The sequence below is a fragment of the Labrys okinawensis genome, assembly GCF_002982075.1.
In the GTDB taxonomy this organism is placed as follows: Bacteria; Pseudomonadota; Alphaproteobacteria; order Rhizobiales; family Labraceae; genus Labrys; species Labrys okinawensis_A.
The window spans coordinates 130,833-150,403 of record NZ_PUEJ01000013.1 but is presented as its reverse complement, the minus strand read 5'-3'; the positions used below and the strand labels follow the sequence as shown (position 1 = coordinate 150,403).

The following is a 19,571-nucleotide window of genomic DNA, read 5'->3' as shown; positions in this document are numbered from 1 at the left end:
TGACAGGGTATGGTGAACAGCGATGAGCAGAAACTTTCTGCAGGAATTCCTGGAAGCGGTCGCCGAACGGGGGAGGGGCCTCATCGGCCTCGAACGGCCCTCGTCCCAGGAGCGGCCGGCGGATCTGCTGGCCCTCAGCAATGCGCTGCTGACCGGCCGGGGCGAGGTTTCCGGCGTCGCTTTGGCGCAACAATGGCTTGATGCCTATGCCGCAGCCGATGACGAGCACCGGCGCCGCCATCTGGCGGCGCTGGCCGATGGCTTCGGCCCCGACCAGTCTCGCCTGGATGCGGCAATCGAGGCCTATCTCCAGGACAAGTCCCCACGGACCATGGCCGAGCTCAACGCCGCCGCCGAACCGAGGCGCCAGGAGCTCTTCCGCAGGCTCAACCGCCCCGCCGGCGGCACGGCCGCCCTGGTGCGGCTGCGCGAGGACGTGCTCGCCGACCTGCCGGGCAATGCGAAGCTGGAGGCCCTTGATGCGGATCTCGCCCATCTCTTCTCGTCCTGGTTCAACCGGGGCTTCCTGATGCTGAAGCGGATCGACTGGACGACCCCGGCGAACATCCTCGCCAAGATCATCCAATATGAGGCCGTTCACACCATCCATAGCTGGGAGGATCTGCGCAGCCGGCTGGAGCCTTCGGATCGGCGCTGTTTTGCCTTCTTCCATCCCCAGATGGCCGACGAGCCGCTGGTGTTTGTCGAGGTGGCCCTGACGCAGGACATCCCGGCGACGATCGCGCCGCTGCTCGCTCTCGAACGCAAGCCGATCCGGGCCGAGGATGCGACCACCGCGGTGTTCTATTCGATCTCCAATTGCCAGACCGGCCTGCGCCGGGTCTCCTTCGGCAATCTCCTGATCAAGCAGGTGGTCGAGGAACTCCGGCGCGACCTGCCGAAGCTGAAGACCTTCGTGACTTTGTCGCCGGTTCCCGGCTTCATGGGCTGGCTAAAGCGCGAACTCGCCAAGAAGGATGCGCATATTCCCGGCGTTGCCGACCTCTCTGTGCTGGAGGGGCTGTTCCAGCCGGCCGAACAGGGCGGCACCGGGCCGACCGAAGCCGTGCGCGAGGCGCAGCTGGCCGCCGCCGCCCATTATTTCCTGGTGGCCAAGACCCCGTCGGGTGCGCCGATCGACCCGGTGGCTCGGTTCCATCTCGGCAATGGCGCCCGCCTCGAGCGCATCAACTGGCGGGGCGACGTCTCGGCGAACGGGCTGCGTCAGGCCGGCGGCCTCATGGTCAATTATCTCTACGATCTGGACGCCATCGAAGCCAATCATGAGGCCTTCGCCAACCAGGGCGTGATCGCCGCCAGCCCGGCTGTGCGCAAGCTGCTGAAAACCGCGGAGACGCAGCCGGCGCGTCGCAAGCCGGCCGTGCCGGCCTTGCCGCCGCCCGCCCGCAGCGCCGATGCAGCCCAGCGGCCTCGTTCCACTTCTTGAGGAAACTCGCGTGTCGAACCATCTCTTCAGCCTGATCCGTTCCCGGATGCCGGAAGCGGGAAAACCCTTCCTGACCCTCGCCGATGGCAGCGGCTTCGACTATGGCGCCGTGCTTGCCTGGTCGGGCCGCTACGCCAACGCCCTGCGCGGCTATGGGGTCGAGACCGGCGATCGTGTGGTCGTCCAGGTCGAGAAGAGCCCGCAGGCGGTGTTTCTCTATCTTGCCTGCCTGCGCGCCGGCGCGGTGTTCGTGCCCCTCAACACCGCCTATACCAAGGCCGAACTCGATTATTTCGTCGGCGATGCCGAGCCGCGCCTCCTGGTCTGCGCGCCGGAAAAGGCGGATGAACTCGGCGAGATCGGTACCCGGCTCGGTGCTGCCGTCGCGACCCTCGGCAGCCTTGGCGACGGCTCGCTCACCGAGGTGGCAAAAGCCGCACCGGAGAGCTTCGACGAGGTCACGCGCGGCGAAGACGACCTGGCGGCGCTGCTCTACACCTCCGGCACCACCGGACGCTCTAAGGGAGCGATGTTGACGCATGGCAACTTGGCGTCCAACGCCCTCACTCTCGCCGATTATTGGCGCTTCAGCCAGACGGACGTGCTGCTGCATGCCCTGCCGATCTTCCACACGCATGGCCTGTTCGTGGCGATCAACACCACGCTGATGGCAGGCTCCTCGCTGATCTTCCTGCCGCGCTTCGATGCGGCGGAGGTGCTGCGCCACCTGCCCGGCGCCACCTGCATGATGGGTGTGCCGACCTTCTATGTGCGCCTCCTGCAGCAGGCGGGCCTCACGGCCGAGACGACCGCCCATATGCGTCTGTTCGTGTCGGGATCAGCGCCCTTGCTGTCCGAGACGCATGAGCAATGGAAGGCGCGCACCGGCCACGCGATTCTCGAGCGCTATGGCATGACCGAAACCAACATGATCACCTCCAACCCCTATGACGGGGCGCGCGTGGCCGGCGCCGTCGGCATGCCACTGCCGGGCATCTCCCTGCGCATCGTGCAGCCCGAGACGGGTGAAGCCCTGCCGCAAGGGGAGATCGGCATGATCGAGGTGAAGGGCCCCAATGTGTTCAAGGGCTATTGGCGCATGCCGGAGAAGACCAAGGCGGAATTCCGGACCGACGGCTTCTTCATCACCGGCGATCTCGGCAAGATCGACGATCGGGGCTATGTCCATATCGTCGGACGCGGCAAGGACCTGGTGATCACCGGGGGCTACAACGTCTATCCCAAGGAAGTGGAGACGGAGATCGACGGCATCCCCGGCGTGTTCGAGAGCGCCGTCATCGGTGTGCCGCATGCCGATTTCGGCGAGGGGGTGACGGCCATCGTGGTGCGCAAGCCCGGCAGCACGGTGGAGGAACGAACGATCCTCCAGACCCTGGAGGGCCGCCTGGCCAAGTTCAAACAGCCCAAGCGCGTGCTCTTCGTCGACGAATTGCCGCGCAACACCATGGGCAAGGTCCAGAAGAACGTGCTGCAGACGACCTATCGCGATCTCTACGCGCGGGGGTGAGGCGTGAAAGCCTTCTCCCCTTGTGGGAGAAGGTGCCCCGAAGGGGCGGATGACGGGAGAAACGCACCCTTGAAAGGCATGCGCCAACACCCCTCATCCGTCATTGCTGCGCAATACCACCTTCTCCCGCAAGGGGAGAAGGGTTTTTGCCTTAGCCCAGCTTCGGCTCAATCTGCGTCGACCAGAGCGCCGCATCCGCCGCGTCGCGCAGGGTGACGGTCATCACCCGCGTGTCGGCGGCGATGGCGACATGGCCGAAGAATTGCAGGCCGGCGGCGGGGGACAGGTTCTGCTTGTCGGGCCCGGGCGCCTTCACATATTTCAGCTCGGGGCCGAACGTATTGTCGAGATCGGCCGGTCCGAACGTGCCCGAATGCAGCGGGCCGGAGACGAATTCCCAGAAGGGGTCGAAGTCCTGGAAGGCCGCCTTGTCCGGGTTGTAGTAATGGGCGGCGGTGTAGTGGACGTCGGCGGTGAGCCATACCGTGTTCTTCACGCCGGCTGCCTTGATAAAGCGCAGGAGATCGGCGAATTCGAGCTCGCGGCCGAGCGGCTTGCCGTTCTCATTGTTGGAGACGGCCTCGAAGCCCTTCTTCTGATCGGCCTTGTCCCACACCACCAGAGCGAGCGGCATGTCGGCGGCGATCACCTTCCAGGTCGCCCTGGAATTGGCGAGCTCGCGCTTGAGCCAGGCGAGTTGCTCGGTGCCGAGGAAGGCGGCTTCCCCGCCCTCGGTGGTCTGCAGATTGGCGCCGTTCGGACCGCGATAGGTGCGCATGTCGAGCATGAAGACGTCGAGCAGCGGGCCATAGGGAATCTTGCGATAGACCCGGCGCGGCTCGGCCAGCGTGGTGGCGATCGGCATATATTCGTGGAAGGCCTGCGCGGCGCGCGCCGCCAGGGCCGCGATCGACTTTTCCTTGTAGCGCTCGTCGTTGAGCAGGTCCTTGGAGGAGGACCAGTTGTTGGTCACCTCATGGTCGTCCCACTGGGTGAAGACCGGAACCTGCTGGTAGAGCGCGCGGAAGTTCTTGTCCATGAGGTTGTATTTATACTGTCCGCGGAACTCATCGAGAGTCTCGGCGACCTTCGACTTTTCCGGCGTGACGATGTTCTTCCAGATGGTGCCGTCGGGCAGCTTCACCTCGGGCTTGATCACGCCGTCGGCATAGATGTTGTCCCCGGAATGGATGAAGAAGTCCGGGTTGTGCTTGAGCATGGCCGAATAGATCTTCATGCCGCCGCGATCGACGTCGATGCCCCAGCCCTGGCCGGCCGTGTCGCCGGACCAGACGAAGGAGACGTCACGCAGTCCGGCCGGGGCCGAACGCAGATGCCCGGTGACCAGCTCGCTCTCGACGCTGGTATGGGCGAGGTCCTGGAAGCGCACGCGGTAGAAGATCTCCTGGTCCGCCGGCAGGCCTTCGGCCAGGATCTTCACGGTGTAGTCTGTCTCGGGAGAGGCGGTCACCGTCGGCAGCCGGTTCACCGTCTTGAAGCTCTCGGTTGTCGACCATTCGAAGATCGCGTTGGCCGGTCTGTCGGTGCGCGACCACAGCACGGCCCTGTCGCCGGCGACGTCGCCGGACTGCAGGCCGGCCGTTACCTCGGGGCGGTCGGCAGCGCGGGAGACGCCCGGCATGGCGAAGGTGCCCGCGGCCCCGAGCAGGCCGGTTGCGGCGGTTGCGGTCAGGAAGCGGCGGCGGGACAAGGGTTTTTCGATGAAGCGCATGGCGACTCTCCGGCTTGAAATGCGCTCCTTCTTGGCCACCGACATGACAGGGGCATGTCAGTTGGTTGGAGGAATTGTAAACTGGACGTGAGAGGAGCATCGACCGGGCTCCCCTGCGGGGCCCTGCAGAAAAAATTCACAGGCGGCCTGCTTCCGCTTGTGGCATAGGGAGCTGGGGATCTTCCATTGAGCAGACCGGGTATTTTATGGCTTTCTTGATGCAATCTGAGCGTAAATGCGGTGTTCGTCGCCGGGTCGTGCTGGCTGGCGTGGCGCTTGTAGGGCTGGCCTCGTCGCAAGCCATGGCAGAGCCGGCCACCGAGCAGGGCGCCAAGGCGATCCGTGACGAGATTACCCGTTATTTCGGCCCGAAAGTGTTCGAGAAGGGCATTCTCACGATCAAGCCCAATGGCGACGGCTATGACCTCACCTACGATGTCAGCAGCAGCAAGCTCGGCTTGCCAGCGGACGGTGCCCAGTTCAGCTTCGGTCCGTTCACGGGACACGTGAAGCCCGAGGCCGATGGCAAATACGTCTTCGAGCAAACGACGCCTTCGCTCGATTTCACCTATAAATCAGGAAAGGCCGGGCCGCAGAGCGAGCTGGTCCAGCGGCTGAAGAATTGCACCGGAAAGGGCGTCTTCGACCTCAAGGCCGTGCAGTTCGCCGACCAGAGCATGAGCTGCGAGTCGGCCGTCTTCACCATGCGTTCGCCGATCGAGGATATCGACGCCAGCCTCGGAAAGATCGATTTCGCCTTGATCGGCAAAGTCGGAGAGGCCGGCAAGTCGGACCTGAACATGACGGGGGACCTGCTGGATCTCGTCGAGACGGTTACCGTAAAGGATCCCGCCAATCCGGCGCCGCCGATGGTGCTGCGCGCCGATCGCATACACGAGACCTTTGCGGCCAATGGCTTCAGCAGCCAGCAATTCATGCAGGCCCTGGCCTATTTCGCGGCCCGCAAGGCGGGGGACAATGGCAAGGCGGCCCAGGAGCAGGCGCGGGCCAAGCTGAAAGCCATGTTGCCGCTGTGGAAGACACTGGCCGCGCAGATCCGCTATGACAATCTGACGGTGGGGACGCCCAAGGGCATCATCAAGATTGCCACGGTGGATACCAATCTGGCCTCGAATGGCCTGGTGAAGACAGGCAATGTCGGCCTGAACCTGGCCATGAACGGTCTGGTCCTGCCGGACGGCATGGTGCCGGACTGGGCCAAGGCTGTGGTGCCGGACAAGGCGACGCTCGACATCAACCTGACCGGCCTCGATCTCGAGACGATTGCCGGCAAGGCGATCGAAGTCGGCACCGATGCCAAACCGGCTCAGCCGGGTGCTCTCCAGGCGGCGCTGATGCCGTTGCTCCTGGCGGGCCAGCCCAAGCTCGCCTTCGACCAGACGCTCACCGCTCCCGCCTACGACGTGAAAGGGAAGGGAGAAAGCTCGCTGCTGCCCGCCCAGCAGGGCAAGGCGACGGTCTCCGCCTCCAATCTGGATGAGATCGCCGCGGCTCTCGGCAAGGCCGGTGCCGCCGGTCCCGGGCCTCAGCGTGCGGCCATGGGCATCGCCTTCCTCAAGGGCCTCGCCAAGACGGAGGCGGACGGCCGGCTGACCTGGGACATCGACTTCGACAGTCTCGCCCGCAAGGTCACGGTGAACGGCCAGTCCTTCGGGCCGGGGGCGCAGAAGTAGGGCGCCTCCACCCTGTAAGCGATGCTGCGAGGGCGGCCTTTCCCGAAGGGCCGCCCTTTTCGCGCCCGGAATACGGCGCGGAGATCAGGCAAGCTCTCTCGCCAGCACATGGCGGACTTCCGCCACCAGGGCGGATTCGCCGGGTTGAGGCGGCAGGATGGAGAATTCGATGTCGGGCATGGCCGGCAGACCGAGACCGGTATCGAGAATGGCCATGCCTGCGGGTATGGCGGAACGGTTGAGGCAGGCCACGCCCAGGCCGGCGGCGAGCGCCAGATGGAGGCCGGCGACCCCGGCAGCCGAATGGGCGATCTCATAGTCGATAGCGCTCTGGTTGAGTGTGCGGATGATCAGGCGCTGCAAGGCACAGGCTTCCGGAAGCACGACAAGCGGGAGGCGCCGGGCCGCATCGAGCTCGAGGGCGGGGGAAGCCACCCAGGACAGCGGCTCACGGCCGAGCCGGATGCGGCCATCCTCGTCGGGGGTGACGTCGTCGTCGAGAAGCCGCATGGACAGGCCGATGTCGAAGTCCCGGCGGCTCTCGATCATCAGGCTCTGGCGGGTGGCGACATGCAGCCTGAGCTGCGGGTAGCGCTCACGCAGACGCTTGAGCAGGAGCGTGATCGTCGCCGGGCGGAAATAATCGGTGATGGCCAGGCGCAGGTCGCCGGCCAGCGGCCTGCCCAGCACGTCGCGAAAAGCTTCCTCGCTGAGCGCCAGCATCCGGCGGGCATGCACGACCAGGCGCTCGCCGGCTGGCGTGAGGCTGGCGCCGAGCTTGCCGCGCACCAGCAGCGGCACGCCGCAATGCTGCTCGAGCTTGCGGATCTGCTCGCTGACGGCTGATTGCGAGCGATGCACCCGAGGCGCCGCGGCCGACAGGCTGCCGGTCTCGGCGATGGCGACGAGGGTCTGCAGGAGATCGACATCGAAGGGGCGCATCTATCCATCCGTTTTTCCGATGGATATCAGCATATCTTCCCGCTTTTCAGAATGAAAGCTTCTCTCCATACAGGCGCTATCCCTGTTGGAGGAGCTGCCATGCCCGATATCTCTTTCACTGTTTCCGGCAAGGCCGGCGCCAGCCTAGCCCGCCTCGCGCAGCGCAGGTGGGCAGTCGGAGGTTCGAATGTCTAGTCTACGATTGTATATGTTTCAGTCCGGCACTCAGCGCTGCAAGCTGCACCACATCAAGATGAACCAGGGTGAGGGCGACGATTACGAGATCCCGGTTCCGTGGTTCCTGGTGACGCATCCGGAGGGCGCGGTGCTGATCGACGGAGGCCTAGCGGTCGAGGGCCTTGCCGATCCCAAGGCCTATTGGGGCGGCAGCGCCGAGGTCTTCCGCCCGGTGATGAGGCCGGAACAAGGCTGCGTCGCCCAGCTCGAAGCTCTGGGCATCCGGCCTGGCGATATCCGCTTCGTGCTGCTCTCGCACCTGCATTCGGATCATAGCGGCGCGATCGGGCGCTTTCCGAACGCCACCCATGTCGTGCAGCGCCGAGAATACCAATATGCCTTCACGCCGGACTGGTTTGCCGCCGCAGCCTACGCCCGCCGGGATTTCGATCGGCCGGGCCTCGCCTGGCAATTTCTGGAGGGCAAGGCGACGGACGATTTCGATCTTTACGGCGATGGCGCCATCCGCCTCCTGTTCACCCCGGGCCATTCGCCCGGCCATCAATCCGTAATGGTTGATCTTCCCAACAGCGGCCCGTTCCTGCTGGCGATCGATGCGGCGTATAGCTGGGATCATTGGAACGAGAAGGCGCTGCCGGGCCTGATGACCTCGGCCAGCGATGTCGCGCGCTCGGTGCGCAAGCTGCGTTTCCTTGCCGACAGGGTGGGGGCGAGCGTGGTGCCGGGCCATGATCCCGAGGCCTGGGCTGGTTTCAGACAGGCCCCGCATTTCTACGATTGACGCCACCCGTCTCGGCAAGGTTCCCGCTCAGGCCTCCAGGGCCTGGGCGAGGTCGGCGATCAGGTCCTCGGCATTCTCGATGCCAACGCTGAGCCGGATGGTGGCGTCCGTCACGCCGAGTTGGGCCCTCAGCTCCGCCGGAACCCCCGAATGGGTGGTCGAGGCGGGATGGCTGGCGAGGGACTCGGTACCGCCCAGGCTGACGGCGAGCTTGAACACTTTCAGCGCGTTGAGCAGGCGGAAGGCCTCGGCCTGGCCGCCCTTGATCTCGATGGAGAAGGTCGAACCCGCGCCGGTGCATTGCCGTTCGAACACCCGGCGCGCCGGGCTATCCTCCGGCAGCGCATGCAGCGCATGCACGGCGGCGACACCGGTATGGGCGGCCAGGAAGTCGGCGACGGTGACGGCATTGCGCGCGGCCGCCTGCATGCGCAGCGACAGGGTTTCCAGCGAACGGCCGAGCATCCAGCAGGTATGGGGATCGAGCTGGGTGCCGACGGCGCTGCGCAGGGCGCGCACCGGCTTCAACGCCGTTTTGCTGCCGATGGCCGCGCCGGCGATGAGGTCGCTGTGGCCGCCGATATATTTGGTGGCCGAATAGACCACGATATCGACGCCATGGCCGAGGGGCCGCTGGAAGAGCGGACCCAGCAGCGTGTTGTCGCAGATGATCACCGGCCGGGTGCCCTGCATTTCGGCAATGCGATCGGCGGCGGCACTCACGAGGGAGAAGTCGACCAGCGTGTTGACCGGATTGGACGGGGTCTCGATCAGGATGACGCTGACGCGGCCCGCCACCATCGCCTGGTCGGCCGCCTGGCTGATCGAGTCGGCATGGAGGCCGTCGATGAAGCCGGTGTGCCCGATGCCGAAATCGGCGAGGGTGCGGGCGAGCAGCGTTTCGGTGCCGCCATAGAGCGGCTGGCTGTGCAGCACGACATCGCCGGGGCGGGCATAGGCTAGCACCGCCATGGAGATCGCGGCCATGCCGGAGGAGAACAGCAGGCCCGCTTCGCCGCCTTCATAGATGGCGAGGCGGTCTTCGACGATCTCGGTATTGGGATGATTGAAACGGGAATAGACCAGCCCCGCCGCGCTGCCGGCGGGCGGCGTGCGCCGCCCCGAGGTATAGTCGAAGAAGTCGCGCCCGTCCTCGGCCGACTGAAACACGAAGGTGGAGGTGAGGAAGACAGGCGGCTTCACCGAGCCTTCCGACAGGGCCGGATCATAGCCATAGCCCAGCATCAGGGTTTCGGGATGCAGGGCGTGGTTGCCCAGCATGTGCTTGTGGCTGCGATCGACGGCCATGACCGGCTCCTTTCACGTGCATTGTCGGAAACGGTAGGATGGCGCGTATGGTGCTTTCGGCCATGAAGCCTGTCAAAGGGAAGGAGTCGATCGCTGCAGTGACCGACTCCTTCGGCGAATTGGGAGGGCATCAGGACCTCGACTCCGCTGCCAAGGGCTCAGCAACGAAATCGGGTGCTTCATATCGGCTCAATACTCGACGACGCCGTCGAGCGCGTAGTGTTTTATGGTCTTCCGGTTGGCGATCAATTCGTCGATCGTGGGCTCGCCGGTCATGGCGCGGCGGATGGCGAGCTTGGTCGCCTCGTAGTTGGTGCGATAGAGGTCGGCCTTGTCGAGGTTGGGGTCCCCCGGGCAGCGCGGATCGAGCCAGATCGTGATGATGATGCAGATCTTGTCCGTTTGATCCTTCGGCAGCACGCCCTCGATGACGCAGTCGACGATCGCGTCGCCGGTCGCCCCCTGAACGACGCCGCCGAGAAGCTCGACATAGGCGGCGTTATGGATCGTCACCTTCGTCGTCATCATGGTGGCGGGACGGACGAGTTGGTTGAGGTCGCGCACCACGAACATGCGGGTATGGCCGACCGTCTGGCCAAGCATGGCGGCGAAGCCGTGGCCGACCGGTCCGTCAACGGAGCCGATCAGCACCTCCGGCATGGCGTCCGTGTATTGGCCTTCCTTGGCGAGCACAGTGGCTTCGCCGGTACGAAAGATGATGTCCGTCAAGTCACTGCTCCTGTTCCGGGCCCGATCGGCACGATGAGACCTTCTTGTGGCAGCGGATGATGGGCCGGCGGTCTTGATAATCGCAAGCCTCCGGGCTTGTGAAAAAAGGACGCATAGTTGTTCTCGGGAGTCGGGGCGCCTGGCTCCAAGCCCGCGTTGTGACGAGTTCTCGCGACAATTGGTGGTTCCATCGATCACAAGGCGCTTTGGCGCTATGGTCGCAGTTCCAACCTCGTGGTGGCTCCCTTCGTCATTGCGAGCAGAGCGAAGCAATCCAGTCTTTCACGCATGGCACCAGCTGGATTGCTTCGCTCTGCTCGCAATGACGGTCGAGCAACAGGACCATGATTGTAGCTCTAGCCTGGCAGGCCGAGCTCCGCCCGCATCTTTTTCGACAGGCCCCGCGAGACGATGAAATGCGACTGGCGCAGATAGTCGCGCAGCTCGTCGTCACTCAGGCCCGGCTCGGCATAATGCTGGATCCACTTCATGCCGCGCGAGGCGAGATAGGGAGCGGGGCGCAGGCCGGGCTGTTCCTTGAGCACCTCATAGGAGATCTCGCTCACCTTGAAGGTGTAGCGGGGCTCGCCGTTCTGCTGGCCGCCGACGGCGAAGACCTTGCCGCCGACCTTCCAGACGTGGGCTCCGCCCCATTGCACCACATGGCTGGTGGCCGGGAGAGAACCGCAGAAGGCGTTGTACTCCTCGTGGGTCATGCCTGGGCCGCGGTCGCCGGAAGCTTGCGGATCGCCACCTTGTTGTCGTGGAAGGCACCGCCGCCAACCGGGGCCGGGGCATCGGCGCCGGTGAGGGTGTTGATGCCCTTGCCGTCCTCATAGGCGCTGTTCGGCCAGATCGACTCGGCCACCAGTACGCCGCGGCGCAAGCCCTCGAAGAGCTTGGCATGCAGCCTTACCTTGCCGCGCGGGCTTTCGAGCTCGACCTTGTCGCCATCCTCGATGCCGTGGGCCTCGGCATCGTCGGGATGGATCAGCACATCGGGCCGTTCTTCCTTGGCGAGCGAGGTGGGGGTTTCCGTGAAGCTCGAATTGAGAAAGTTCCGGGCCGGACTGGTGGTGAGGCGGAAGGGGAAGACCTCGTCGGCCAGCTCGATCGCCGTCCAATAATCGGGGAAGGCGGGCATGTCGTGCACCGGCCCGAACTTGGCGGGCGCCGCATAGGGATTCCCCGGCCAGTCGGCCTTGAGGCGGAACTTGCCGTCCGGCCAGCCGAATCCTTTCAGGAAATGGGCTTCCTCAAAGGGCTGCTGCACGTCGAGCCAGCGCTTTTCCTCGAGCTCGGCCAGCGTGCCGCGGTTCGAGGCCTGCAGGGTGCGGTCGATCAATTCGCGCGGATCCATGGCGAAAGCGGGATGCTCGGCGCCGACGCGCTTGGCGATCGCGCTGATCACCTCGTGATTGTTGCGGCATTCGCCCGGCGGCTCGATCAGCTTGGGGCCGAGCAGGATGTGCTGCTGCCCGCCGCCCTGGTAGACGTCGTCATGCTCGACGAACATGGTGGCCGGCAGGATGATGTCGGCCATGCGGGCGGTATCCGTCATCACCTGCTCATGCACCACGGTGAAGAGGTCCTCGCGGGCAAAGCCCTGCTTCACCTTGTCCTGGTCGGGGGCGACCGACATCGGATTGGTGTTCTGGATCAGGAGCATCTTCACCGGGCCGCCGCCGCACAGCGCTTGCGTCTCGCCGGTGAGGATGGGGCCGATACGCGTCTGGTCGAGCTCGCGCACCTTTGGATCGCGCACGTCCAGGCCCTCGATCAGCGTCTTGCGCCAGCCGAACATGCCGGAATTGGAGTGCAGCGCGCCGCCGCCCTCATATTGCCAGGCGCCCATCACCACGGGAATGGCGCTGACCGCATGCATCGAGGCCGCGCCGTTGCGCGAGCGCGCAAAGCCATAGCCGAGGCGGAAGAAGGTACGGGGCCGTTCGCCCAGCAGTTTGGCCAGGGCCTCGATATCGGCCACCGGTACGCCGGTGATGTCGGAAGCCCATTGCGGCGTGCGGCTGGCGAGATGAGCCTCGAACTCCGCCGGATGATCGGCGAATTTGGCGAGATAAGCCCGGTCGGCATGGCCGTCGCGGAACAGCACATGCATGAGGGCGCACGCCAGAGCCCCGTCCGTGCCCGGCTTGAGGATGATCTTGACGTCCGCCTGCTGCATGGTGGCGTTGTCGTAGACGTCGACGGCCACGATCTTGGTGCCGCGTTTCTTGCGGGCAGAGGCGGCATGGGTCATCACATTGACCTGCGTCACCACCGCATTGGTGCCCCAGAGCACGATGCAATCGGACTGGGCCATCTCGCGCGGATCGGTACCCGTCATGCGGCCATGGCCGGCGAGATAGCCTGACCAGGACAGCGAAGTGCAGATGGTGGAATACTGGCCCGAATAACGCTTGGCATTCCGCAGGCGGTTGATGCCGTCGCGCATAACCAGGCCCATGGTGCCGGCATAGTAATAGGGCCAGACGCTTTCGGCCCCGAAATCGCGCTCTGCGGCCAGCATCGCCTCGGCGGTGCGATCGAGCGCCTCGTCCCAGCTGATGCGCCTATATTGGCCCGACCCCTTCGGCCCCGTACGCATCAGGGGATGAAGCAGGCGGTCCTTGTGGTGCACACGCTCGGCATAGCGTGCGACCTTGGCGCAGATCACGCCCTTGGTGAAGCTGTTGTCGGCGGCGCCATAGACCCGCCCCATGGTGTTGCGGTCGAGCACCTCGATCTCGAGGGCGCAGGTCGAGGGGCAATCATGCGGGCAGGCGGAAGCCCTGCGGATCGGGCCGAGCGGTCTGTTCATCGGGATCTCGTCATGTCACCGTCACATCGTAGGGCGAGGGGGCCGCAAGAGCCAGCCTTGCGTGCGGGCATTGCGATAATTCATCGATCCATTCATGCAGGGAATGGACCGAATGTGCCTTTGGCATCACGGCTGCGTTTGTTTCCTGAAGGCGCGGGAAACCTGGAGCGTCAGCCTCCGGCCGACGCTCCGAATTCCGCTTGGATGAAATCCACGACTGCCACTAGGCAAGGGCGCGCGTCGCCGCCAGCACCTCGGCGACGTGGTCCGCCACCCTCACCTTCGACCAGACGCGGGCGATGATACCCTTGGCGTCGATCAGCAAGGTCGTGCGCTCGATGCCGAGATAGGTGCGGCCATACATCTGTTTTTCCCCCCACACGCCATAGGCGTTGAGCATGTCGAGGCTTTCGTCGGAGGCGATTGGCGTGGTCAATCCGTGCTTTGCCACGAATTTCTGCTGCTTGCGCACCGGATCGTGCGAGATGCCGAGCAGGTCCGCGCCGGCGGCGGCGAAATCCGCCTTTGCCGCTGAAAACTCGATGGCTTCGCGGGTGCAGGCCTGCGTATCCGCCTTGGGGTAGAAGAAGATCACCAGTTTGCGGCCGCGAAAATCCTCGAGCCGAACCGTGCCGCCATCGGCGAGAGGGAGGGCGAAGGCGGGAGCCGCCTCGCCGGCCTGCAGGGGATGCATATGCCTTCCTTTCGGCAAAATGGTACGTCAGAGCACAATCGTGTATGTTTCGGGACAGGCGCGGTCCAGGCCGTTCTGCATCCGGGCACCCGTCTCTCGCGACGGGAAGGTCCGATGCGTGTTTGCCCAGCGTATCCGCGGATAAGACGATTCGGAATTATCGGCTTATCTCAACAATTTGCATCTTCATCCTACTGCGTCTCCTTAACGGTACGGCAACCTGGGTGAGGCCATCATCTCACCGGCATTGCCGTGGGGCATGAAGGATTTATCGCAAGAGGCTGGCGAATCGTTGATGGCGAGGGACGCACAGAACGCAGTGCATGAATCGACGGCTGCCCCCGATGAGGCGGCGGCCTTGGAGACCGCTGCGGAGCAATTGCCATACGACTATGCCGCGGAAGAACTACCGACAGACCCTGTCGAACAGCCGCCGGCCCGGCCACGGCGTGGCAGCGGCCGGGTGCTGTTGCGCAGCGCCGTGTCCGTGGCTGCTACGGCAGCGGTGGTGGTCGGGGCGGCTATCGGCATCTTTTACTGGCGGCTCGGCAACGGCCCGCTGTCACTGCCCTTCATCACCCAGACGGTGCACCAGGCCATCGCCGCCAAATTGCCGCCGGGCTATCGTCTCAGCCTGAACGATGTGGCGATCGAACGGCGTCCGGAAGGGCTGGTCGCGATGATCCGTGGCGTGACCGTCAGCGAGCATGACGTCGTGATAGCCTCGGCACCGCGTATCTATGCCGGTTTCGATCTGACGTCGCTGCTGCTCGGCAACGTCAACGCACGTTCGATCGTGGTCGAGGGCGCGGCGGCGACCGTCAATGTCAGCATCGACGGCCGGTTCACGCTCCAGGCCGGGGTCGACAGCACGGCGCCCCCCGCGGGAGGGGCCCTGTCGCTTGCCGCGGTTCTCAACGGCTTCGACACGATGATCGCCTCGGTCGGCTCGATCGACAGGGTCGAGCTGCGTGACGCCGCGCTGGCGGTGCACGACCAGGCGATCGGGCACGACGTCGTCCATCGCGGTATCGACCTGACCGTCCGCCGTACCGCCGCCGCCGGTGGCCTGTCGGTGGCTCTGGCCGCCGCGGGAGGCTCCATCAACGCCACCACGGAAGGCGGCGACGGCGAGCCGCGCTCGATCGACATCAAGGCCAGCAATATCGGGGTCACAGAACTCGTGGCGGCTCTGGCGCCGGGTGTCGAGCAGCCATCGGTCAAGGCCTCCTTCGATGTGCTGGCTCGTGCCAGCATCAATCCGGATGGTTCGGTTGAGATGGCGCAGGTCAACATCGCCAGTGCCGGCGGCAGCTGGAATGTCGAGCCGAAGGAGCCTCCCTTCGTGTTCGATGGCGCTCAGGTCAGCCTGAACTGGGACAAGGCCGCCGGCGCCATTCAGATCGGCCAGGCGATGGTCAAGTCGGGCGAGGGCATCCTGGATTTCAAGGGAAAGGTCGTTCCGCCTTCCGAGGCGACAGGGCCGGTGTGGACTTACGATCTGCAGGCGCCGGACGTGCTTCTGGCGAGCCGCCGCGAGGAGCGGCCACCGCTGAAACTCGACCGCATCGGCCTTAGCGGGCGCTATGATCCCGCCACCAATCGCCTCAGCCTGGACAAGGGCGAGGTGCAGGGGCCGACGGTCGCCATCGATTTCAGCGGTGCGATCGGCTTCGGCGGCAAGACCCCCGCGATCGACCTGACGGCGAAAGCCAGGACCCTGTCGGCGGTGGCGTTGAACCGGGTATGGCCCGTCTTCTCGGTGCCGGAGATCAAGATCTGGCTGGAGGATCATATCAAGGCCGGTATCGTCGACGGAGCAACGCTCAAGCTCGCAATTCCGCAAGGGGCGCTGGCATCGGTCAATGGCAAGACGCCGCCCTTGCCCGACGAAGCGCTTTCGGGTTCCGTCCCGATGTCGAAAGGCATCGTCCAGATCGTCGATACGCTGCCGCCGATCAGCGAGGTCGAGGGCAGGGTGGATTTCTCCGGCCGCCGTCTTAGTGTCCATGTCGACAGCGCGTCCGTCGAGACCGGCGACACCGGTACGCTCTCCCTGGCGGATGGCACCTATTCGATCAGCGATTTCGCTCTGAAACCGCCGAACCAGTCCGCGGTCTTCGGGGTGAAGGGCCCGGCGCAGGCCGTGGCCAAGCTGATGACCATGCCGCCGCTGGCCGAGGCCGCCAAGGGCCTGGATATTCGTCCCGACGAGGTCAACGGCACCGCGGATCTCAAGGTCAAGCTCGACCTGCCTCTGATCGACCATCCTCGCCCCGAGGACATCAAATACGCGATCACGGGCGGCGTGCAGGAAATGTCGATCGACCATGTTGCCGGCAGCAGCCTGCAGAACGGCACGATGAAGCTCTCGCTCGAGCCGGGGTTGATGCTGCTCACCGGCAAGGGCGTGTTCGATGGGCTGCCGGCCAATTTCGACCTGCGCAAGGCCGAGGGCCAGGAGCCGCAAATGGCCCTCAGCGTCATCCTGGACGAGGCGACGCGAAAGCGTAAGGGCTTCGATTTCGGCGACGCGCTGACGGGACCGATCCAGGCCGACATCCATCCGGTCGCCGATCCGCGTGACCCTCGCTACGACGTGGATATCGATCTGGCGGCGGTGCGCATCAAGGACCTGTTGCCGGGCTGGCAGAAGCCGGCCGGCGCCCCGGGCCGGATCAGCTTCAGTTGGGACCCAGCCGACAAGGGCGGCGGCACGCTCGACAAGCTGACGGTGGAGAGCGGGCCCGTCTCGCTGCGCGGCACCGTGACGATCGGCCCGGACAACAAGCTTCGCAAGGCGATGATGGATATGATCAGCCTGTCGCCGGGCGATGATTTCCAGGGCGTTTTCGAGCCGCTCGGCAATGGCTGGAAGGTCTTCGTGCGTGGCAATCGGCTCGATGCTCGCCCGCTGCTGTCGATGCTGCAGAAGCGCGCCAAGGGGAGCAGTGCGAGCACCAGCATCAATGCCGATATCCGGATCGGCCAGGTGGTCGGCTTCAATGACGAGAGCGTCGCCGATCTCGGCCTGTTGCTGGACAGCAAGGGGACGACGATCCGCAAGCTCGATCTCAGCGGCAGGCTAGCCAATGGCCAGGTCACCGCCTCGCTGGGCAATGAGGGGCGCAGCGGCAATCTGGTCACGGTCCAGTCCACCAATGCCGGCGCCGTCATGCGCTTCCTGGATCTCTATACCCGCCTGCGCGGCGGCGCGCTCGGCGCCCGCTTCTCGCCGGTGATCGACAATATGCGTGGCCGCCTTGTGATGCGCAGCTTCGCGGTGGAGAACGAGACGGCCCTGGGACAATACCGCGACACGTTGAAGAATGCGGGCAAGCTCTCCTCCTACGCGCCCGGCAGCGGCGATTCCGCCCAGTTCACCAGGCTCGAACTCGCCTTCACCCGGACTGCTTCGCGGATCGGCATCCTGGATTCGGTCGTCTGGGGCCCGGATGTCGGCGTCAGCCTATCGGGAGACCTCGACTACGGCACCGACAGGGTCAACCTCACCGGCACCTTCGTGCCTGCTTATGCCCTGAACAACATCTTCTCCAAGATACCGCTCATCGGCGGGTTGCTCAGCGGCGGTCAATATGGCGGCCTGTTCGCCATCAACTTCAAGGTGTCGGGGCGGGTCAACGCGCCAGTCCTCACGGTCAATCCGCTCTCGGCGATTGCGCCGGGCTTCCTGCGCAAGATCTTCGAGTTCCAGAAGCAGTCGAATTGAGGGTTTCGGGTCGCCTGCCGTGCGGTCTCCCGCGGCTCGCGCCGGTCAGAACCTGTAGCGCAGCAGCCGGCCAACCCGGCCGAGGGCGGGAATGGCCTTGAATAGCCAGACGGCCAGGCGGGCCGAGCGCGACATTCTGGCGATCTGCGCCGGGTCGTAACCCTGGCTGTCGTAAGCGAGCAATTCCTGCATGAGCTTGAGCCGTGGGACCTGCCGCTCGATGTCATGGGGGTCGCCAAGGCTCCAGTTCAGCTGCGCACCGGTGGCGCGCACCGAAGGCTGCTTGCGGATCATGCGCAGGCCGAGGCTGTTATAGGCATCGAAGGCGATCTCGCCATTGTGAAAATGGCTGGCCAGCCGGTCGAGCAGGGGGATGGCCTGGTCGGCCGGCAGATAGGGAAACATGCCTTCGGCAAGGATCAGAGCCGGGCGGCCTTCAGGCGCAATGGCCTCGAGCCAGGCGGGATCGGTGACGGATGATCCGATCAATTGGTAGCCCGCGCGCTCGGGATAGAGCCGCCGCCTGAGTTCGATGACTTCGGGATAGTCGACGTCGAACCAGCGCACGGTGGCTGGCGGATCGATGCGGAAGACGCGCGAGTCCAAGCCGCAGCCCAGATGCAGCACGATCGCCTCGGGGTGAAAAGCGAGGAAGGCGCGGGCCCAGTTGTCCAGGATGTGGGCACGCATCGCCAGCCCGATCATCATGTCGCGATTGATGCCGAGGCGCGAGAAGTCGTAATCGATCCGATCGACCGCAGAAGCCGCGAAACGGTCCTGCAAGAGCGAGTCCGGCAGGCGGCTTTCCTCACCCTTGGCGTAGAGGGTGATGAGAAGGGTTTCCTTCTCCTGGCTCAGAGAAATCTTTTCCATGGTCCGCGTACGCTAGAGCAAGCCGCCTGGGAATTGTTCGCAAACAAGTGCTCCGTCATCCCTTTCCGCCGGGGATGAAGATCCTTCCGATTCGATTATCTGCGGAGCGCACGGCGTCAATGCCGCGAGAGGCGTCTGGCATTGGCCCGTACCCGCCGCTCAGCCGGACGGGCTGCCGCGACGGCGACGGACATCAGGCCGGAAGCCAGGTCACGCGCATCGGCCTCGCCGAAGGCGGCGCGCAGCCCCAGTTGCGCCATTTCGTCCGTTGCCGCGACCGCACCTTCCGCAAGGGCCTCGAACTTCTCGGTCACCATGCGGCTGGCTTCTATCAGATTGTCGGGGTGGGGCCAGAATGGCAGCGTCGCCAGGATGGGCATACGATGGCCGATGGTGACGGCGCTGGCCTGGCTGGTTTCGAGGACCGAAGACATGGCCCGAATGAACATCACCTGGAATGAGAGCATGCAGCCTCCGATTCCCGGTTAGTTTGGGCCGATACACCGTCCAGGGCAAGCTTGATGGTTGCAGATGATCGTTACGAGGGCGGACAGCCTCCCGCGCCGCGACGTCTTTGCTATCCGAGCCGGCGCCAGGGCTTGAGCTTGTCGGGCTGTGCTCCGTCGCCGCCGGTCGGCTGGTAGCGCGTATGCGAGACTGGCACCTTGCCGGCCTCGAGCGCGGCGATCGTCGGGCCGTTGCTGATGTCAAGGGCGTCGAAGCCGCAGCGGATCATATAGGCGATGCGGTCGAACAGGATGTCGCCGACGGCCCGGAGCTCGCCGGCGAAGCCATAACGTTCCCGCGCGATACGTGCCAGGGAGAAGGCCCGGCCGTCGCCGAATTTGGGAAAGGCGAGGGCCAGCAGCGGCAGATTCGGCAAGGCATCGGCCAGCAGCTCGATGTCATCGGCCGGCTGCAGCACCACACCGACCGGGGCGTTGCGGGTGGCAAGACTGTCCCTTTCTGCCAGGAAGCGCTTCAGCGAGACGATGACGGCCCCGTCCGGCAGGGCCTCTTCGTCTCCGGCCAGCTTATAGATGTCAGCCTCGAATTGGCCGTTCTTCCAGAGGGGCACGCGCGTCTCCTAAATC

Annotated in this window: 15 protein-coding genes; 5 read left to right on the top strand and 10 right to left on the bottom strand. The window is 64.9% G+C overall.

The window, feature by feature from the left end:
- Nucleotides 1–22: 22 nt before the first annotated feature.
- Both C5L14_RS27040 and C5L14_RS27035 read left to right on the top strand, forming a co-directional pair.
- On the top strand, nt 23–1,447 hold the full coding sequence (locus C5L14_RS27040; RefSeq protein ID WP_105865163.1) for a malonyl-CoA decarboxylase: 1,425 nt from the start codon (nt 23–25) through the stop codon (nt 1,445–1,447).
- Nucleotides 1,448–1,457: 10 nt separating this feature from the next.
- Nucleotides 1,458–2,975, top strand: coding sequence for a malonate--CoA ligase (locus C5L14_RS27035; RefSeq protein WP_181161351.1), 1,518 nt, complete (start codon nt 1,458–1,460; stop codon nt 2,973–2,975).
- A gap of 151 nt (nt 2,976–3,126) precedes the next feature.
- On the opposite strand, the gene C5L14_RS27030 is transcribed toward C5L14_RS27035, so the two are convergent.
- Complete coding sequence (locus C5L14_RS27030; RefSeq protein WP_105865161.1) at nt 3,127–4,707, bottom strand: alkaline phosphatase D family protein; 1,581 nt, start codon at nt 4,705–4,707, stop codon at nt 3,127–3,129.
- Nucleotides 4,708–4,925: 218 nt separating this feature from the next.
- On the opposite strand from C5L14_RS27030, the gene C5L14_RS27025 reads away from it, so the two are divergent.
- Nucleotides 4,926–6,401 carry a hypothetical protein gene (locus C5L14_RS27025; RefSeq protein ID WP_146127032.1) on the top strand — a complete coding sequence of 492 codons (1,476 nt, stop codon included), beginning with the start codon at nt 4,926–4,928 and terminating at the stop codon, nt 6,399–6,401.
- 84 nt (nt 6,402–6,485) lie between these two features.
- Here C5L14_RS27025 and C5L14_RS27020 read toward each other — a convergent pair whose 3' ends face one another.
- Nucleotides 6,486–7,343: a LysR family transcriptional regulator gene (locus C5L14_RS27020; protein ID WP_105865159.1), complete on the bottom strand. Its 858-nt coding sequence runs from the start codon at nt 7,341–7,343 to the stop codon at nt 6,486–6,488.
- A 187-nt stretch (nt 7,344–7,530) separates the two neighbouring features.
- Here C5L14_RS27020 and attM point away from each other — a divergent pair, with 187 nt between their 5' ends.
- Nucleotides 7,531–8,322 carry an AttM family quorum-quenching N-acyl homoserine lactonase gene (attM, locus tag C5L14_RS27015; RefSeq protein ID WP_105865158.1) on the top strand — a complete coding sequence of 264 codons (792 nt, stop codon included), beginning with the start codon at nt 7,531–7,533 and terminating at the stop codon, nt 8,320–8,322.
- Between the two features lie 27 nt (nt 8,323–8,349).
- Here attM and C5L14_RS27010 read toward each other — a convergent pair whose 3' ends face one another.
- From C5L14_RS27010 to C5L14_RS26990, 5 genes are all read right to left on the bottom strand, one after another.
- On the bottom strand, nt 8,350–9,630 hold the full coding sequence (locus C5L14_RS27010; protein WP_105865157.1) for a cystathionine gamma-synthase family protein: 1,281 nt from the start codon (nt 9,628–9,630) through the stop codon (nt 8,350–8,352).
- 189 nt (nt 9,631–9,819) lie between these two features.
- Entirely contained in the window at nt 9,820–10,359 is a 540-nt protein-coding gene (fae, locus tag C5L14_RS27005; protein ID WP_105865156.1) for a formaldehyde-activating enzyme, read from the bottom strand.
- Between the two features lie 356 nt (nt 10,360–10,715).
- Nucleotides 10,716–11,075 (bottom strand): MmcQ/YjbR family DNA-binding protein, encoded by a 360-nt coding sequence (locus C5L14_RS27000; protein ID WP_105865155.1) that lies wholly within the window; start codon nt 11,073–11,075, stop codon nt 10,716–10,718.
- Nucleotides 11,072–13,180, bottom strand: coding sequence for a molybdopterin-containing oxidoreductase family protein (locus C5L14_RS26995; RefSeq protein ID WP_105865154.1), 2,109 nt, complete (start codon nt 13,178–13,180; stop codon nt 11,072–11,074). Before C5L14_RS26995 ends, C5L14_RS27000 begins: the two co-directional genes overlap by 4 nt.
- A gap of 223 nt (nt 13,181–13,403) precedes the next feature.
- On the bottom strand, nt 13,404–13,874 hold the full coding sequence (locus tag C5L14_RS26990; RefSeq protein ID WP_105865153.1) for a peroxiredoxin: 471 nt from the start codon (nt 13,872–13,874) through the stop codon (nt 13,404–13,406).
- Between the two features lie 295 nt (nt 13,875–14,169).
- Here C5L14_RS26990 and C5L14_RS26985 point away from each other — a divergent pair, with 295 nt between their 5' ends.
- Entirely contained in the window at nt 14,170–17,604 is a 3,435-nt protein-coding gene (locus C5L14_RS26985; protein WP_181161350.1) for a DUF3971 domain-containing protein, read from the top strand.
- A 45-nt stretch (nt 17,605–17,649) separates the two neighbouring features.
- On the opposite strand, the gene C5L14_RS26980 is transcribed toward C5L14_RS26985, so the two are convergent.
- The 3 genes from C5L14_RS26980 to C5L14_RS26970 all read right to left on the bottom strand — a co-directional run bounded on the left by C5L14_RS26980 (nt 17,650) and on the right by C5L14_RS26970 (nt 19,555).
- The gene (locus C5L14_RS26980) at nt 17,650–18,477 is read right to left on the bottom strand and encodes a class I SAM-dependent methyltransferase (RefSeq protein WP_105865151.1); all 828 of its coding nucleotides are present in this window, start codon (nt 18,475–18,477) and stop codon (nt 17,650–17,652) included.
- A gap of 116 nt (nt 18,478–18,593) precedes the next feature.
- Nucleotides 18,594–18,944, bottom strand: a complete 351-nt coding sequence (locus C5L14_RS26975) for a hypothetical protein (RefSeq protein ID WP_105865150.1) — start codon at nt 18,942–18,944, stop codon at nt 18,594–18,596.
- Nucleotides 18,945–19,054: 110 nt separating this feature from the next.
- A complete protein-coding gene (locus C5L14_RS26970) occupies nt 19,055–19,555 on the bottom strand; it encodes a DUF934 domain-containing protein (protein ID WP_105865149.1) in 501 nt (166 codons plus the stop codon).
- Nucleotides 19,556–19,571 lie beyond the last annotated feature (16 nt).

Coding starts and splice junctions, on each gene's coding strand:
- C5L14_RS26975 (WP_105865150.1), bottom strand. CDS start 18,944: ATGCTCTCATTCCAGGTGATGTTCATTCGGGCCATGTCTTCGGTCCTC.
- C5L14_RS27030 (WP_105865161.1), bottom strand. CDS start 4,707: ATGCGCTTCATCGAAAAACCCTTGTCCCGCCGCCGCTTCCTGACCGCA.
- C5L14_RS27010 (WP_105865157.1), bottom strand. CDS start 9,630: ATGGCCGTCGATCGCAGCCACAAGCACATGCTGGGCAACCACGCCCTG.
- C5L14_RS27025 (WP_146127032.1), top strand. CDS start 4,926: ATGCAATCTGAGCGTAAATGCGGTGTTCGTCGCCGGGTCGTGCTGGCT.
- C5L14_RS26980 (WP_105865151.1), bottom strand. CDS start 18,477: ATGGAAAAGATTTCTCTGAGCCAGGAGAAGGAAACCCTTCTCATCACC.
- C5L14_RS27020 (WP_105865159.1), bottom strand. CDS start 7,343: ATGCGCCCCTTCGATGTCGATCTCCTGCAGACCCTCGTCGCCATCGCC.
- C5L14_RS27000 (WP_105865155.1), bottom strand. CDS start 11,075: ATGACCCACGAGGAGTACAACGCCTTCTGCGGTTCTCTCCCGGCCACC.
- attM (WP_105865158.1), top strand. CDS start 7,531: ATGTCTAGTCTACGATTGTATATGTTTCAGTCCGGCACTCAGCGCTGC.
- C5L14_RS27040 (WP_105865163.1), top strand. CDS start 23: ATGAGCAGAAACTTTCTGCAGGAATTCCTGGAAGCGGTCGCCGAACGG.
- C5L14_RS26985 (WP_181161350.1), top strand. CDS start 14,170: ATGGCGAGGGACGCACAGAACGCAGTGCATGAATCGACGGCTGCCCCC.
- C5L14_RS26990 (WP_105865153.1), bottom strand. CDS start 13,874: ATGCATCCCCTGCAGGCCGGCGAGGCGGCTCCCGCCTTCGCCCTCCCT.
- C5L14_RS26995 (WP_105865154.1), bottom strand. CDS start 13,180: ATGAACAGACCGCTCGGCCCGATCCGCAGGGCTTCCGCCTGCCCGCAT.